This is a genomic window from Flavobacterium sp. GQ95, from assembly GCF_059758655.1.
In genome coordinates, this window is record NZ_JCAXEB010000020.1 from 15,639 (window position 1) to 31,731 (window position 16,093).

Here is a 16,093-nt window from a genome sequence, read left to right on the forward strand (position 1 = left end):
TTGGAATTTGGAATTTCTTTTTTTGAAATTTTAATTTTAAGAGTTTGCCATTGCCATACAAACAATACTAATTTTCGCTCCCGGAATTTTTAGCAAAGCGCGTGAACAGGCTTCAAGTGTGGCTCCAGTTGTCAGCACATCATCGACAATAAGAAAATGTTTATTTTGATTTTTTTCAGAAAAATGGACATCAAATATATTTTCGATATTTTCAGATCTTCCTAAAAGATTCTTTTTAGACTGTGTTTTAGAATATTTCTTTCGATATAAAACGGTATCATCAAAAGCAATATTCAGACCTTCAGCTAAAGCTTTCCCAAAAGTGGTTACCTGATTATAACCGCGTTCCCTGAATTTTCTTTTATGTAGCGGAACCGGAATCACAATATCAAAAGGAGTTTCCAAATTCAATTCTTTTAAATCTTCTACATACCAGTGTCCCAAAATAAGACCAATTTCTTGATGGCCCTTGTATTTTAGGTTATGTATGAGTTCCTGAACCATTCCTTTTTTATTGAAATATAAAAATGCAGAAGCATGTTGAATCTCAATTTTGCCATAAAATTTCTTTACAGCTTCATTTTTGGTGTCCAAATAATATTGAGTAAGAGGCATTTCGTGACGGCAATGTGTACAAATCACAGCTTCATTTGACATTAAAAGTGTATGACATGCGGCACAAACTTTAGGGAAAAACAGGTTAATAAGATAATTAATCACAAATAGAAGGAATTTGGTTACAAAAATATAAAAATCAGATACTCAATCTTTATATTTTTTCTTTTTTTTAAATGTACTTTTTATATTTTTGCACCACTATGGCAAAACAAGAAGATATATTTAAGAATGTGGTTTCGCACGCAAAAGAGTACGGATTTATTTTTCCGTCAAGCGAAGTATACGATGGATTGAGTGCAGTGTATGATTATGCACAAAATGGTGTCGAGTTAAAAAAGAATATCCGTGAATATTGGTGGAAATCAATGGTTCAGATGAATGATAATATTGTTGGTTTAGATGCTGCAATATTAATGCATCCAACAACCTGGAAAGCTTCAGGCCACGTTGATGCTTTCAATGATCCGTTAATTGATAATAAAGATTCGAAGAAAAGATATAGAGCAGATGTTTTAGTAGAAGATTTCGCTGAAAAGATCAATCAAAAAGCTCAAAAAGAAATTGAAAAAGCAAGAGCCCGTTTTGGTGATGCTTTTAATGAAGAAGAATTTGTTACCACAAATGCCCGCGTTGTAGAGTATCTTTCGAAATACAAAGAAATTTTATCAAGGCTCGCAAAAGGTATGACTGATAATCTTCCCGATGTAAAAGCTTTAATCGAAGAATTAGAAATTGCTGATCCTGAAACAGGTTCAAAAAACTGGACAGACGTAAAGCAATTCAACTTGATGTTCGGAACTAAATTGGGAGCTTCTGCAGATTCTGCAATGGATTTATATTTACGTCCGGAAACGGCTCAGGGTATTTTTGTGAATTTCCTGAACGTACAGAAATCAGGTCGTATGAAAGTTCCTTTTGGAATTGCTCAAACGGGTAAGGCTTTCAGAAACGAAATTGTTGCAAGACAATTCATTTTCCGTATGCGTGAATTCGAACAAATGGAAATGCAGTTTTTTGTGCGTCCGGGTGAAGAAATGCAATGGTACCACCACTGGAAAGAAACACGTTTAAAATGGCACTTATCTTTAGGATTAGGGAAAGAAAATTATCGTTTTCATGATCACGAAAAATTAGCACATTATGCAAACGCTGCTGCAGATATTGAATTCAACTTCCCATTCGGTTTCAAAGAATTAGAAGGAATTCACTCTCGTACCGATTTTGACTTAAAAGCACACGAACAATACTCTGGCAGAAAACTACAATATTTTGATCCGGAATTGAATGAAAACTACGTTCCGTATGTTGTAGAGACCTCTGTAGGATTGGATCGTATGTTTTTAGCTGTTTTTGCAACATCGTTGCAAGAAGAAGTTTTAGAAGACGGTTCAACAAGAACAGTCTTAAAGTTACCATCAGTTTTAGCACCAACAAAAGTGGCTGTTTTACCTTTGGTTAAGAAAGATGGATTGCCGGATATCGCTAAAAAAATCATTGATGATTTAAAATGGGATTTCAATGTGGCTTATGATGAAAAAGATGCTGTTGGACGTCGTTACAGAAGACAAGATGCTCTTGGAACTCCATTTTGTGTTACAGTAGACCACCAAACGATCGAAGACGAAACAGTAACCATTCGTCATAGAGATACAATGAAACAAGATCGTGTAAAAATCTCTGAATTAAAAGCTATTATTGAAGACGAAGTTTCAATGAAAAACTGGTTGATGAAAATGTAATTTTCCTCATTTAACACTATATAAATCCCAAATTCCTTAGGTGGAGTTTGGGATTTTTTTACTTTTGAAAAGTGCATTTCATCGAACTTTTTTGCATTTCATCGTTATATATTAACATTTCATTGTAATGTGTTAACAATGAAATGTTTATATAATTGAAATGCGTAAATTTAATTGACCCTTAAAAACACAAATTTAAACTTGAAAAGGTATTCGTATATTATTATAGATGATGATGCTGAAAGTATTTTGAGAACCAAAACAATTGCAGAAGGTTTTTCGGAATTAACTTTTGTGGCATCGGCAACGAATTATCAAAATGGTTTACACTTAGTTTTAGAATATAAACCTTCTTTCGTTTTTTTAGAAATCGATCCAAAAGATTTGTCCAGCAATTTATCACTTGCCTTCATCAACGAATTGTACAGGTATTTAACTGTGATCCCTAAAATTATAGTCAACACAACAAAAAAGGAGCTAGCTTTTGAGGCCATTCAATATGGTGTTTTTGATTATTTATTAAAACCTCTGATGGCTATTGATTTACTCAAGACGGTTTTGAAAATCGAAAAAGGTATTTTAGAGCCTGTAACCAAAGAAAACAGAAATGAAGTTGTCTCAGTTATTGTTCCTCAAACAAAATCATTACACAAACTGGAAAAGCCTTTAATTATATGTATTAAATCCTATGGCGATTATCGTTATTTGAATGCGGCTGACATCGCATATTTTCAGGCTGATAATAATTCGACAGATATTTATCTTAATTCCGGCGAAATGATCACTGCTTTTAAAACTTTAAAGCATTTTGAGAGTATTTTGGACTTTCCTTTTATTCGAATTCACAACAGCTATATCATTAACCAAAATTACATAGCAAGAATTCATAACGGAAACTCAGTTTGTTACATAAAAAACTCTCCCAAAAAGATTCCTTTTTCTAAAACTTATAAATCAAATGTCGATATAATTATCGCCAATTTTGCTGCAGGAAATTATATAGAAGTCTAAAAACTAGACATTTACACTGAATTAACGCTCATTGACTATCATTTGGGCATGTTTTACCATAAACTACATTTTTCATATACTTTTTTTTGATTCCGTACCTAGTTTTACATCATCGATTCCACCCAAAAGAATCGACTCCAAAAACAAACAATCAATAAAATACCTCAAAGATTATGAAAAAGACAGCTTTAACATTCGGACTATTTTCTTTAGTAATGGTAGCAACTTCATTTGCTAATCCAGTAATAACTAATTCATCGAATACAAATAGTATTAATATAAATTTTGATACAGATGGTACAGGTGGACAATCGGGTAGAGATGGTACTAAAAAACTTGATGTTTATAATTCATCATTAAATTCAGCTGGAAATGAATTTAATAGTCTTTCGGTTGCTAGCCAATCATCGAGATCTACAGTGAAAGTGGACTAAAAATCATAAATAGAGATAAAAAAGGTTGCCAGTTTTTTGGCAACCTTTTTTTGTGTATATATTTTAGTATTTTTGATAAAAATCAAAAAATACATTGAAAAAAAAATCTCAGATATTATTGTTTTTATTTCTTGTGCTATTTGGCTGTAACAGCAAAAAGAAAGAAAATAAAGATGTAAATTTAAAATCTTATGATGATAGTCTTTCTATCTATTTTTCGTTAGCTAATGATGTAAACCTCCCATTTCAATACAAACAAAAATATAATCAAAGAGCATTTGATATTGTTAAAGACCAAAAAAACGACTCCCTTAAAAAAGTAAACCTTTTTAAAATTGCCAATCGCTATTATAATATGAGTGACTGGAAATCATATCAAAAGATAGCAAAGCTGGTTCTGGAAGCCTCTATTGAAAGTAATGATTCTATCAATATGGGTAAGGCATACATCTATCTGGGAGATTATTATCGATCACAAACCATTGCAGATAGTGCGTTTTTGAATTATTTCAAAGCAGAAAAAATTTATCTTGGAATTAATGATGATTTCAATTTGGTTAAAACTTTTCTGGCAAAGGCAGATTTACAATTAAGCGAAGGCGATTTTTTTGAAAGTGAAATAACGATTTTTAAAGCTCTTAAAATTTTAAAAGACAAAAAAAATGTGAGTAGCGATCTTTATGATTGTTATAATTTATTAGGTATTTTGTACAATGAACGTGAAGAATATGAAAAAGCACTGGATTATCATAATAAAGCATTAAGTACACTAGAAGATAGATCAATTCCATCACAACTTCACCTGAAAGCAACTTCATTAAATAATATAGGATTTGTTTATTTAAGCACGCGAAATTATAATAAAGCAAAACTCTATTTTCAAAAAGGTCTTGAAGAAAAAGATTTATTTAATGGTAAGACTAGTTTATATGCTATGCTTTTAGATAATCTTGCATATGCAAACTTTAAATCAGAAAATTTTACCGATTTGCCACAACAATTCTATGATGCGCTTAAAATTAGAGACAGTCTGAAACTTGAATCGGGAATTATTTTAAATAAAATTCATTTATCTGAATATTACGCATTTAAAAAAGATACATTTAAAGCGATTCAATTTTCAAAACAAGCATTAATTTTATCAAGAAGTTCAAATAAATCGAGAAATACATTAGACGCACTCAAACAAATTGCAGTTATAGATCCTAAAAATGCTTCGGTTTATTCAAAAGAATATATTCGATTGAATGAGAAGATGGTAAAAACAGAACGAAACATGGGGGAAAAGTTCTCCCGTATCCAGTATGAAACCAAAGAAATAAAAGACCAAAATTCGAACTTACAGGAAAAGAACAGAGCTTTAGTATACGTTTTTAGTATTTGTACCCTAATAGGCCTGTTTTTCTATGTTTACAAGACCCAACAAGCAAAGAACAGAGAGCTACTTTTTAAGCAGCAACAGCAAATTGCAAATGAAGATATATATAATTTGATGATCTCTCAGCAAAATGATATTGAGCTGACCCGAATTAAAGAAAAGAAGAAGGTTGCCCAGGAACTTCACGATGGTGTTTTAGGGAGAATGTTTGGTGTGCGAATTAGTCTGGACAGTCTGGACAAGATAGATGAGGTGCAGGCAGCAGAAAAAAGAAAAAAATACTTAACTGAGTTAAAACATATAGAAGAAGACATTCGTGAAATTTCGCATGATTTAAATAGGGAAAAATCAGAATTAATTAATAATTTTATCGCGATTTTAAACAAATTGTTTGAAAATCAACAAAACACATATAATTCTAAATTAATAACCTCTTTCGATCCTCATATAAAATGGGAGTTAGTGAGTAATATTGTTAAGATCAATTTATACAGAATTATTCAGGAGGCTCTTCAAAACTGTAATAAATATGCTGATGCTGATATTATTACGGTAGAATTTAAAAGTGAAATTGATTATTTGGTTTTATCGATTTCAGATGACGGAAATGGTTTTAATACCAAAAGAACGAAAAACGGAATAGGATTACATAATATTCAATACCGCGCCAAAGAGTGTAAGGGTACAGTTACTATAAAATCTGCCAAAGGAGAAGGAACCGTTCTCATTATTAAAGTCCCAATCGATCAAAAAATAAACCTGCAAAAGAATGACACTTAACCTAACTCCGATTCCCCCTTTAATCAGTCGAAATATCCTAATTGTAGATGATCATCCTTTTATAATCGAGGGATATAAAAATGCGATTACACGTTATAATCCTAAGGAATATGATTTTACTATTTTGCAGGCCCATGATTGCAGATCGGCTTATGATTTAATTGAAGACGAGGTTACTCCATATTTTGATGTGGCTTTTTTAGATATAAGTATGCCGGCCTATGAAGAGAAGGAAATTTTTTCAGGCGAAGATCTGGCTAAATTGCTCCTGAAAAAAATGCCTCATTGCAAGATCATCTTGCTGACAATGTATACTGAATTGCTAAAAATAAAAACAATTATCAGAACCATAAATCCAAATGGTTTGATCATTAAAAATGACCTTACTTTTGACGAGTTGCTTTTTGCCTTTGATAAAGTCATGAAAAATGATAAATATTACAGCCAGTCTGTTGTAAAAATGGTAAATCAGTCAGCACATAATTCAATTGAAATTGATGAATTCGATAAACAGATTCTCTTTCATCTTTCAAAACAAACTCCAATGGACCAAATGCCGCAATACATTCCAATTTCTTTGAATGCGATTGAAAGACGAAAAGTGAATTTAAAAGAATTGCTGAAAATAAAATCGGGTTCTGATGAAGAACTACTTAAAGAAGCCAAAAGTAAAGGGCTTTTTTAAGACATTTTAGATTTTAGATTAGAAAAGAAATCTTTTGATTATAAAAAAATCCTAACAGGTTTTAAAACTGTTAGGATATTGTAAACTGTGACTGAAAACTGCTAACTATTCTGTTAGCGCATCCCAGCCTCTTGCTTTCAAAGGAATCTGAGTATTCGCACGCGTAACGAGATTTATTCCTTCACTTTCATCGGCCATATGACCTATAATCGAAAAGTTTGGATTTCCTTTTATTTTGTCGAAGTCGTTAATGTCAATTGTAAATAACAGTTCGTAATCTTCTCCGCCGTTAATGGCAACTGTTGTGCTGTCAATATTGAATTCTTCACAAGTTGAAATAAACTGAGGATCCAGTGGCAATTTATCTTCATATAAATTACAACCCACTTTTGATTGCTTACACAAATGAATGATTTCTGAAGATAATCCGTCAGAAATATCGATCATCGAAGTTGGTTTTATTTCAAGAGCGTGCAATAAAGTACGAACATCTTTTCGTGCTTCCGGTTTTAACTGACGCTCGATCAAATAACTGTACATGTCTAAATCAGGCTGACTGTTTGGGTTAACCTGAAAAACCTGTTTCTCACGTTCTAATACCTGCAATCCCATATAGGCAGCACCAATATCGCCGGTTACCACAAGTAAATCGGTTTGTTTGGCACCGTTTCTATAAACGATCTCCTCTTCATTGGCTTCACCAATCGCAGTAATGCTAATAATTAATCCTTTTTGCGATGAGGTTGTATCTCCGCCGATAACATCAACTTTATATTCTTTTGCAGCGTGTGTAATGCCTTCAAATAATTCTTCTAAGGCTTCTAGTGGAAAACGGTTAGAAACGGCTACAGAAACCGTAATTTGAGTTGGTCTGGCATTCATAGCACAAATGTCAGATATATTTACAACTACTGATTTGTATCCTAGATGTTTTAATGGCATATAAGCCAAATCAAAATGTACGCCTTCGATCAATAAATCTGTCGAAACGACCACTTTTTTATCCTTAAAATCAAGAACAGCAGCATCATCGCCAATACTTTTTAAAGTCGACTCCTGTGTAACATCAAAATTTTTGGTTAAATGTTCTATTAAACCAAACTCGCCTAATTGCGCTATACTGGTACGTTGTGGGTTTTTATCTTCAATCATTTTGTCTGTTTATTGCTTTTTTGGTTTTTTACCAAGGTTGCAAAGGTACGAAGTTGATGATTTAATAACTATAGCGGGAGTTGATTATTAATTTGAAGTAGGAAAAAATAGGATGTTACAAGTAGTTATCTACGTTTTCTTCAATTAATTTATCTACTTCAAGTTTTAATTTCGGTAGATGATTTGTAAGAATTGACCAAATGTTTTCATCAGAAATATTATCATAAGCATGAATAACCTGATTTCTCAATCCAATGATTGCTTTTGCATTGGTAATTTTTTCAGTAAATGAATTGTCGCGAGTTATAATTCTGTTTACAGCTTCACCAACAATCTCAAGATTTCTTTCGACTGCTCTTTTAAGCATTAGGTTGCTTCTGTATTTGAAAAAGTCTTTTTCTTCATCTTTGAAAAAAATATCAATTTCGTCAATACATATTTTAATATCGAAAAGCCATTTAAGAATTCTTTCATCCATAAATAAGCTCTTTTGATTTATTGATTGAGTTGATTAGGATTGGGTTTTTCAGCGTTTGTTCTTCAACTAAATCAACTTCGCGTCCAAATAAAAGCTCTAATTTTTCTTTGAAATCAATGTAGTTGTCAAAATACTTAGATAACTCAATGTTTTTAAATTTTACCAGAAGGTCAATATCGCTTTCTTTATTAAAGTTGGAATTTAAAGCTGAACCAAATAGATACATCTTTTCCACATTGTAGATTGTACAAAGATTTTTTAAGTCTTTACTATTTTTATCAACTATTCCCATTATTGCAAATTTAGGCAAAAAAAAACTCTTTTGTGCAGATTTAAAAATAATTGCTTTTATTGTTTTATCCCACAAATAAAGTTGTTTAGCAGCTTTAACAATGATGCTTTTAATCTCTAACTTTGATTAGTAATTTAAAGCAGAAACATTCCACCAGGTTATCCTAAAGTTCTTGTAAGCGCGTGAAGGATAGGAGTAATCCACCGCGGCGGACCGGATAGCCTGACAGCATAAAGGAAAGGGGCCGAATAACCAGCAGAGTAAGTTGGCGCCTTTTCTTTGTGGTGGCACGCCCAAATTATCTTTTCATACTAAAATGTGATTTGAAAACCTGCGCTACTCCATCCTGGGTATAGAAAACCTGAAACCAATAATCAGTCGAAGGAAGCGGATCGCCATTGTAATTGCCATCCCAACCAGCACCTGCAGGACTTATTCGTTTTAGGAGTTTACCATAACGATCAAAGATATTTATAACGGCATTGGGCTGAAAAGCAAGATCAGGAATATTCCAGGTATCATTGTATCCATCAGCGTTTGGAGTGAAAAATTTGGGATATTTGAGTACTTTGGCAATTAGAATCTGGTCGTCGCAGTTTCCTTTGATGTCTTTTACGGTAATAACATGCTCTCCAGAATCAACATTTGAAAAGACATTGTTGGATTGAAAATTTCCGCCGTCCAATTGATATTCATAAGTTCCAAAACCATTAGTAAGTGTTACGATAATGTCGATGGTATCTTCAAAAGAATCAGTTACTGTAACGGTTGCTATTGCCGGGCTTGATTTTTCGATGGTAACTGTAGCCGGATTGTAACCGCAATCGTTACCAATATTGGGCGTTTTTTTGGTACTGACAATAGTATAAGCGCCTTCCTGAGTTGCGTTATAATTAGGCCCTGTGCTTATTTTGTTTCCATTTAAAAACCAGTCAATCGTGTAAATATCCGGATTTAGTCCTGATGTCAATTGTGCTGAACGGAGTAGGGTTCCTGTTTGGAAATCGACACAAATAATTTCATTTCTTAAGGTTAGATCTTTCAGCGGATAAATGGTAATATCAAAATCATCTTGCGAAGTGCAGGCAGAATTTGTTGGAGCTGCAGCATAGACATACATTTTTTGGCTTGCGTTAATTTGTTGCCCGGCTGAATAAGATGTTCCGGTGCCATTTGGCCCGCTGTAATAATTTCCAACTGATAAGGGAGGCAATGTATAGCTTTGACAAATGGCAACATCCGGGGTGCTGACTACTATAGGAGTTGGGGAAATCGTAACCGAAAAACTCTTTTCGCTTGAACAAGTCTGTCTATTTCCAACAATGGCATAGACATAAATGGTTTGTGAGGTTTTCAAAATTGTTCCGACGGAGATAACTGGACCTTTTCCCTGAGGCTGTGAATAATAGTTTCCTAATTTTAATGGCGGTAAAGTGTAGCTATCGCAAACATTTACATTATTAAAGGTGCCCACATCTATTCCATTGTAATTAATCCTGAAAAAAGTTTCATTTCGGCAGTCTGTAAAATCTGCCCATTCATTATAGATATAAATAGTTTGATTGCTGTTTATAATAGTGCCTTCAGGAATTATGTTTCCCGAACCATGAGGGCCTCCGGTGGCGGTGTAATATTTTCCGTTTTTTAATTTAGGCAGTTTGAAATCGGAGCAGGTGACCACATCGGTAAAACTATCGACAGGAGGGAGTGGCCTGATTTCAACAATAAAACTATGTTCATTCGTACACTCTGTCCCAACGGAATAAACATAAATGGTCTGTGTCTTAGTAATGACGTCGCCGGCTTTTAATGAGAGTCCGCCACCATTGGTTTTGGTGAAATAATTACCATTGACCAGAGGTGGCAATACATAACTTTGACATTCGAGTCTATTGGCAGGAGTATCTACCAATGGTAATGGTTTTATGGTGATTTCGTATTTGGTGTTATCAGTACAATTCGGAGCCGTTGTTGTGGTGGCATAATAATACACGGTTTGTGAAGTTGTAAAAACGGTTCCTGCAGGAATATTTGTACCCTGACCTTTCGGACTGTCAAAATAACCACCTATTTCAACTGCAGGCAAAGTATAGCTTCCGCATTTAGAAATAGGGACAAAAACCTGAGAATCTACAATGTCAATTTTGAAGGAATGCTCATTGGTACATCTTCCATCGTTTGCAAAGACAAAAACGGTTTGGCTTGAAGTGATGTTATGTCCGGCATTTAAACGAGTTCCCAAACCACCGGCCAAAGTATAATAATTGCCATTTGCCAAAGGCGGCAGAATATAAGAATCGCAAGTCACTACATTAGCCGGTGTGTCTACTAAAGGCAAAGGATGAACGATAAATGGTACTGCTTCATCGCGACAAACCGTCCCATTGATTACGGCATAGTAATAAACAGTTTGATCTGTTGTAAATGTAGTGCCTGACGGAATTTCATTTCCGCCTCCTCCGGCAGCCGTAAAGAAACCACCAGTTGGTACTCTGGGAATTGTGTATTTACCACAGGCTTCTTTACGAAAACTCAATTCATAAATCAGGATTACGTTAAAGAAACTTTCATTGGTACATTTGTTTGTAGCAGTTGGACCGCTATAAATGTAGTAGGCTCCTCCCTTGGTAATGACATCTCCGGCATTTAGTTTAGTCCCTGTTCCGCCTGGAGCTGTGTAATAATTCCCAAAGGTTATTGGTGGCAATGTATAGCTGTTGCACACGATAACATCCGGAATATCATCAACCGGCGGAAGTGCATTAATAGTTATAATGAAATTGACAGTCGTATAACAAATCGAGCTTGAACTATTTTCTATTCGCACCCAGATCGTTTGTGGTGATTGAGATAAAGCAGTGATGAATTCTGCCGGGTTTTGAATTCGATTAGTAGCACTGCCTGCTTCTGTTTGGCTGGTGTAATAGCTAATTCTATAATCAGAAGGATTTGATCCGTTTAGAATAGCAGTTTCCTGAGCAGTTAAGTCAACTAATACTCTTCCCGAATTAGTATCGCATACATTTAAATCGGGAGGTTTTACAGCAGTTATAGGGTTTGTTACCAATAAATCGAAAGAAAGTAAATTATTGCAAAAGGTATTTCCGTTAGAAGTATGTACGGCTTTTATATAGATCGTCTGGTTTCCTGTACTTGAATAAGTGGTCAATTGATTTTCAGGTATTGCTGGTCCGTTTGAATTGGCTGCAGCCAAAGAATCAAAATATTGAAGTGTATATTCGGCCGGATTAAGGTTCAATACAGCCAAATTATTTTTTGTTAAGTCGTATTGATAATTTGGAGTGCCGTTATAACAAGCGGTTAAATTCTGGGGAGATGTAATGACTAAATCTGAAATGACTACTTCATCTTTAATAACACAACCGGAAAGTGTTGCCGTCAGGCTGTAAGTTCCGGAATTCGTAAGGGTTAAAGAACTGCCTGATTCGCCTGGAATTACAACACCATCACGAGTCCAGACATAAGTATAATTGCCTGTAAGTCCCGATTGAAGCGTAATGCTTTCACCTTCGCAAATAGTTCTGTCCGGTCCTAAATCCATAGTAGTCATAAAACTGCCGCCTTTTATAAAAACCGCTGCATCATAATTGCTGTCGTGATAATCTCCAATGGCCAGTTTAATGCTATAAGTTCTATTGGGAATGACGGTCGACGAAGCGGTTAAAACTTTGGTTTCCCCTCGCATATTTATGGCAGATGCCCCCGGATTACTTACATTGTAACGGCCAAACAAATTGGCATTGGCCGATAAACAAGAAGAATTATATTGTTGATCCCGAATATTTTTAACTGAAACCGGTGTTGTTGTTCCGGGGAGTACAGCAAGATTTGTAATAACTCCAGTGGTTAAATCGGTTAATATAAAGGCAAAAACATCACTAAATCCACATTGAAACTCTCCATATTCATTAGAAGCAAAAAGAAAATCAAAACTAAAATTACTTGAGAGGGGAGTAAAATCAAACTGGATAAAACTAACATCGGTAATGTTAACAATTTGCCCGTTTTCATTGCTTATAGTTTGCAAATCGCTGTCACTAGCCGTGTTCAACTGGCTGCTTTCATTGGCTCCGGTATATATTCCTTCGGTATATTTTGCGATACCGTTTCGAATAATAATTCCGTTTGAAATAGGGAAGTTTGGATTAGTATTGGTGAATTTTCCAATACCCTGATGCGATGAAAATTTGAAATTACTTTCATTAGAACAGGCATTTTGCATTAATTCTTCGCGAATTAGTTCAGGTATAGTCAAGGTTGTGGTGTCGACAATGATTCCCTGTGAAAAAGATATGGTCGAATAAAATAATAAAAGTAGAAGAAGAAGAGGGGCTCTCATTATTCTGGTTTTTATTAGTTGATATGTTTAAATGTACGAATTATTTTATTTTAATACAATGAATTTCAGTATTTTAGCATTTTTAATTCATTGTGGATATATTATTTTGAAAGGATAATTGTAAATTTTATTATAAATTAAAAAATAATTTTTCCTGCTGACAAACTGTTGTCACCGACCCTCAATAATTTTGAAGTATTAAATAATTAAAACTTTAAAATCATGAAAACATTAGCAGCCCAAGTAATTACTCCTGAAGATTTATTGAAACACTGGCAAGGACATCGCGCCCTTACAAGACGTGTAATCGAAGCTTTTCCTGAAAAAGATTTCTTTGAATTTTCAATCGCAGGAATGCGTCCTTTCGCAAAATTAGCAGATGAACTTTTGGCTATTGCAGTTCCTGGTCTTAAAGGAATCGTAACTAAAGAAACCAAACCTTTTGCAGAGGATTCAGAGAAATTAATTTTTAAAGCACAATACCTTGAAAAATGGGATGAAGCAACGGCAGAAATTAATCAGTATTGGGAAAAATTATCGATAGAAGATTTCAATGAATCTTTTAATCTTTTTGGTCAGTACGAATTTCCGGTTATACAGAATATTTTATATTTTATTGATAATGAAGTGCATCATCGCGGACAAGGTTATGTGTATTTAAGAGCTTTAAATATTGAGCCGCCTTTCTTCTGGGAAAGATAAATTCCGGCAAAACTATTTCAAACTTAAATTATTCCATTCGAAGTATCATATAAAATCACAAGTTATGAGTCTAAAAAAAATAATGACCAATTATGCAGCTTACAATTTATGGGTTAATCAACATTTTGTAAACTGGCTTTCGACAAAATCAGATGAATTACTGAATAAAGAAGTGATTTCAAGCTATACAAGCATTATGAAAACGCTTAATCATATTTGGGAAACAGAGCAATATTGGTATTCAATAATTGCGGAAATTGCCCAGCCTGATAGAAAAGAAAGCATTGATTTAGATAAGAATGAAATATTTGAAGGTTTGATAGATACCTCTACAAAATTGGTAACATTTATTGCATCTTTATCAGAGGAACAATTATTCAAAGCTATTAAAATTGAAAATCCCTGGTTTCAATGCGAATTACCAGTTAGTGATTATTTATTACAAGCGGTGAATCATGGCACTTACCACAGAGGACAAATAGTTACTATGGGTCGAAATATTGGTATAACCGATGCTTCCAATACGGATTACAATTTTTACAATGTTGTAAAAGCACAATAACTACCTGAAAAAACTCCAAAAGTTGAAATAACAATTCATCTTTTGGAGTTTTTTTATAAAAGTCTTTTTCTATTAATTTCTAATAATTCTAAGGCTCTAACTTTAAGTCGTTCTGGTTCTAAAATTGTGGCATAATCTCCAAACATTAAAAACCAACGCGGAAAACCACTTTCGATGTCACGACACATAAAGGTCATTTCTATTTGGCCATCAACTTCTTTTTGTGAGATATAACCGTGGTATTTTCGCTCTGTTTCCAAATATCGGGCTATTTTCTTTTCGATTAAAAGCCTAACTTTTGTAGTTGGAATTGTTTCTGTTTTCGTTAAATAGGTTTCTAAAGAATCATGCTCGATTGTAAAATCGCATTCGGTTTTCTGAATTCCATGAATTCTGTCGGTTCTGAATTGTCGGTAATCTTTTCTCAAATGACAATATCCTAAAAAGTACCAGTTATTATGATCATGAAAAACACCAACAGGTTCGATATTTCTTTTTGTCGTTTCGTCTTTTTCAACTGTTTTATAAGAAAGTAAAATTTGCTTTTTCTCTGCAATACTTTCAAAAAGAACAGCCAAAGTATTAGGAGAGTTATCGTTAAACATGGGCTCTGCTGTTTGCATAACCACTTTCGATTCAATATTGGAGAGCCAGTCTTTGTCGGTACTTCGCAAAACCGATTTCAATTTGAACATCGCCGATGCATAATGATTTCCCAATGACGGATCTGTAAATTTCTGCATCAGTTTTTCTGCAGCAATAAAACTGCTTACTTCTTCCCGCGTAAACATTACGGGAGGCAATCTGTAACCATCCATTAAAGCATAACCTACTCCGGCCTCACTGTAAATAGGAACTCCGGATGCTTCCAGAGTTCGAATATCCCTGTAAATAGTTCGTAAACTAACTTCAAAGCGATTGGCCAATTCCTGCGCTTTTACAATTTTTTTAGACTGTAATTGAATGAGGATAGCGACAATTCGGTCAAAACGTTTTGGAGATTCGTCAAGCATGTTTTTGAAGTTACTAAGGTTCTGAGTTGCTGAGGTTCTAAGATTTTAAGATTCAAAGATACAAAGGTTGATAGAAACAATAAACCCGATAACAAAAGTTATCGGGTTATAATTGCTTTGCGAACTTTGCGGTTAAACTCTCAATGTAAAGCAACCTGAAACTTGAAACAATTAAAACTTGTACAACAATCCAAATTTAGGTTGTGCAAAAATGTTATTGAACAAATTAATATTTAATTCAAAACTGTTTGATGAGGCGCCATTTTCCGGATTTGCGTTGTTGTAGGTTAAAATGTCAGCCAGAACAAAGGTTGCCGCAAATTTTTGGCTGAAGAAATAGTTTAGTCCTACAGTAACATTAGCTTTGATTCCGTTGGTAGTATTGTCGTAACGAACCGGATCACCTACAATATTGTATTCCGCTCTTGCGTGAGAATACCCAAGACCTACGTCAGCAAAAGCTTTGAAACGTCTTGCATCAGCTTCAAAAAAGTAATATCTGGCAAACGCTCCAATACCAAAAAAGCTTGTTTTACCATCATTTACATCAGTTTTGCCCCCTCCAAAATCTAAATCTCCTCCAACAGCAAAATTATCTGCAATTAGATATCCAAATTTTGGATTGATTGAATAAGCGTTGGCATCGTCACTTGTGCTAATCGAAATTCCACCTTCAAGAAACATATTTCCTTTTTGAAATCGTACACCTTTTGCTGAGTGCATTTCTTCTTCAGCTTCTTGTTGTTGCGCATTAGCAAATGAAAAAGTTAACAGGGTTGCCATAATTAAAAATCTCGTTTTCATAATATTTAGTTTTAAAGTTGTAAGATTAAAGTTATATTTTTTATGTTAAAATTTATTTTAATCTCGACTAAATGCACTAAAAACC

The 16,093-nt window shown here is 34.1% G+C and carries 14 protein-coding genes; 7 read left to right on the forward strand and 7 right to left on the reverse strand.

The window, feature by feature from the left end:
* Positions 1-36: 36 nt before the first annotated feature.
* A complete protein-coding gene (locus AC6CH4_RS24395; RefSeq protein ID WP_498107659.1) occupies positions 37-720 on the reverse strand; it encodes a ComF family protein in 684 nt (227 codons plus the stop codon).
* Between the two features lie 98 nt (positions 721-818).
* Between AC6CH4_RS24395 and AC6CH4_RS24400 the strand changes: the two genes are divergently transcribed.
* The 5 genes from AC6CH4_RS24400 (at position 819) to AC6CH4_RS24420 (ending at position 6,645) form a co-directional block, all read left to right on the forward strand.
* Complete coding sequence (locus tag AC6CH4_RS24400; RefSeq protein WP_498107661.1) at positions 819-2,357, forward strand: glycine--tRNA ligase; 1,539 nt, start codon at positions 819-821, stop codon at positions 2,355-2,357.
* 201 nt (positions 2,358-2,558) lie between these two features.
* Positions 2,559-3,368 carry a LytR/AlgR family response regulator transcription factor gene (locus AC6CH4_RS24405; RefSeq protein ID WP_498107663.1) on the forward strand — a complete coding sequence of 270 codons (810 nt, stop codon included), beginning with the start codon at positions 2,559-2,561 and terminating at the stop codon, positions 3,366-3,368.
* A gap of 173 nt (positions 3,369-3,541) precedes the next feature.
* Positions 3,542-3,802 (forward strand): hypothetical protein, encoded by a 261-nt coding sequence (locus AC6CH4_RS24410; RefSeq protein ID WP_498107665.1) that lies wholly within the window; start codon positions 3,542-3,544, stop codon positions 3,800-3,802.
* 94 nt (positions 3,803-3,896) lie between these two features.
* A complete protein-coding gene (locus AC6CH4_RS24415; RefSeq protein WP_498107667.1) occupies positions 3,897-5,960 on the forward strand; it encodes an ATP-binding protein in 2,064 nt (687 codons plus the stop codon).
* Entirely contained in the window at positions 5,950-6,645 is a 696-nt protein-coding gene (locus tag AC6CH4_RS24420) for a response regulator (RefSeq protein WP_498107669.1), read from the forward strand. The genes AC6CH4_RS24415 and AC6CH4_RS24420 overlap by 11 nt, the downstream gene beginning before the upstream one ends.
* Positions 6,646-6,750: 105 nt before the next feature.
* Here the strand turns inward: AC6CH4_RS24420 and thiL are convergent, their stop codons facing one another.
* The 4 genes from thiL to AC6CH4_RS24440 form a co-directional block, all read right to left on the reverse strand.
* On the reverse strand, positions 6,751-7,797 hold the full coding sequence (gene thiL / locus AC6CH4_RS24425) for a thiamine-phosphate kinase (RefSeq protein ID WP_498107671.1): 1,047 nt from the start codon (positions 7,795-7,797) through the stop codon (positions 6,751-6,753).
* 115 nt (positions 7,798-7,912) lie between these two features.
* Positions 7,913-8,275, reverse strand: a complete 363-nt coding sequence (locus AC6CH4_RS24430) for a HepT-like ribonuclease domain-containing protein (RefSeq protein ID WP_498107673.1) — start codon at positions 8,273-8,275, stop codon at positions 7,913-7,915.
* Positions 8,268-8,642, reverse strand: coding sequence for a nucleotidyltransferase family protein (locus AC6CH4_RS24435; RefSeq protein ID WP_498107675.1), 375 nt, complete (start codon positions 8,640-8,642; stop codon positions 8,268-8,270). The genes AC6CH4_RS24430 and AC6CH4_RS24435 overlap by 8 nt, the downstream gene beginning before the upstream one ends.
* A 223-nt stretch (positions 8,643-8,865) precedes the next feature.
* Positions 8,866-12,927 (reverse strand): T9SS type B sorting domain-containing protein, encoded by a 4,062-nt coding sequence (locus tag AC6CH4_RS24440; RefSeq protein ID WP_498107677.1) that lies wholly within the window; start codon positions 12,925-12,927, stop codon positions 8,866-8,868.
* Between the two features lie 222 nt (positions 12,928-13,149).
* Between AC6CH4_RS24440 and AC6CH4_RS24445 the strand changes: the two genes are divergently transcribed.
* Positions 13,150-13,629, forward strand: a complete 480-nt coding sequence (locus AC6CH4_RS24445) for a DinB family protein (protein ID WP_498107679.1) — start codon at positions 13,150-13,152, stop codon at positions 13,627-13,629.
* 64 nt (positions 13,630-13,693) lie between these two features.
* On the forward strand, positions 13,694-14,191 hold the full coding sequence (locus AC6CH4_RS24450) for a DinB family protein (RefSeq protein WP_498107681.1): 498 nt from the start codon (positions 13,694-13,696) through the stop codon (positions 14,189-14,191).
* Between the two features lie 53 nt (positions 14,192-14,244).
* On the opposite strand, the gene AC6CH4_RS24455 is transcribed toward AC6CH4_RS24450, so the two are convergent.
* Both AC6CH4_RS24455 and AC6CH4_RS24460 read right to left on the reverse strand, forming a co-directional pair.
* Complete coding sequence (locus tag AC6CH4_RS24455; protein ID WP_498107683.1) at positions 14,245-15,204, reverse strand: helix-turn-helix transcriptional regulator; 960 nt, start codon at positions 15,202-15,204, stop codon at positions 14,245-14,247.
* A 171-nt stretch (positions 15,205-15,375) separates the two neighbouring features.
* Complete coding sequence (locus tag AC6CH4_RS24460; protein WP_498107685.1) at positions 15,376-16,008, reverse strand: outer membrane beta-barrel protein; 633 nt, start codon at positions 16,006-16,008, stop codon at positions 15,376-15,378.
* Between the last annotated feature and the right edge of the window lie 85 nt (positions 16,009-16,093).

Excerpts from the sequence above, each read along its gene's own strand:
- AC6CH4_RS24400 (WP_498107661.1), top strand. The coding sequence starts at position 819 with ATGGCAAAACAAGAAGATATATTTAAGAATGTGGTTTCGCACGCAAAA.
- AC6CH4_RS24410 (WP_498107665.1), top strand. The coding sequence starts at position 3,542 with ATGAAAAAGACAGCTTTAACATTCGGACTATTTTCTTTAGTAATGGTA.
- AC6CH4_RS24420 (WP_498107669.1), top strand. The coding sequence starts at position 5,950 with ATGACACTTAACCTAACTCCGATTCCCCCTTTAATCAGTCGAAATATC.
- thiL (WP_498107671.1), bottom strand. The coding sequence starts at position 7,797 with ATGATTGAAGATAAAAACCCACAACGTACCAGTATAGCGCAATTAGGC.
- AC6CH4_RS24430 (WP_498107673.1), bottom strand. The coding sequence starts at position 8,275 with ATGGATGAAAGAATTCTTAAATGGCTTTTCGATATTAAAATATGTATT.
- AC6CH4_RS24440 (WP_498107677.1), bottom strand. The coding sequence starts at position 12,927 with ATGAGAGCCCCTCTTCTTCTTCTACTTTTATTATTTTATTCGACCATA.
- AC6CH4_RS24445 (WP_498107679.1), top strand. The coding sequence starts at position 13,150 with ATGAAAACATTAGCAGCCCAAGTAATTACTCCTGAAGATTTATTGAAA.
- AC6CH4_RS24450 (WP_498107681.1), top strand. The coding sequence starts at position 13,694 with ATGAGTCTAAAAAAAATAATGACCAATTATGCAGCTTACAATTTATGG.
- AC6CH4_RS24455 (WP_498107683.1), bottom strand. The coding sequence starts at position 15,204 with ATGCTTGACGAATCTCCAAAACGTTTTGACCGAATTGTCGCTATCCTC.
- AC6CH4_RS24460 (WP_498107685.1), bottom strand. The coding sequence starts at position 16,008 with ATGAAAACGAGATTTTTAATTATGGCAACCCTGTTAACTTTTTCATTT.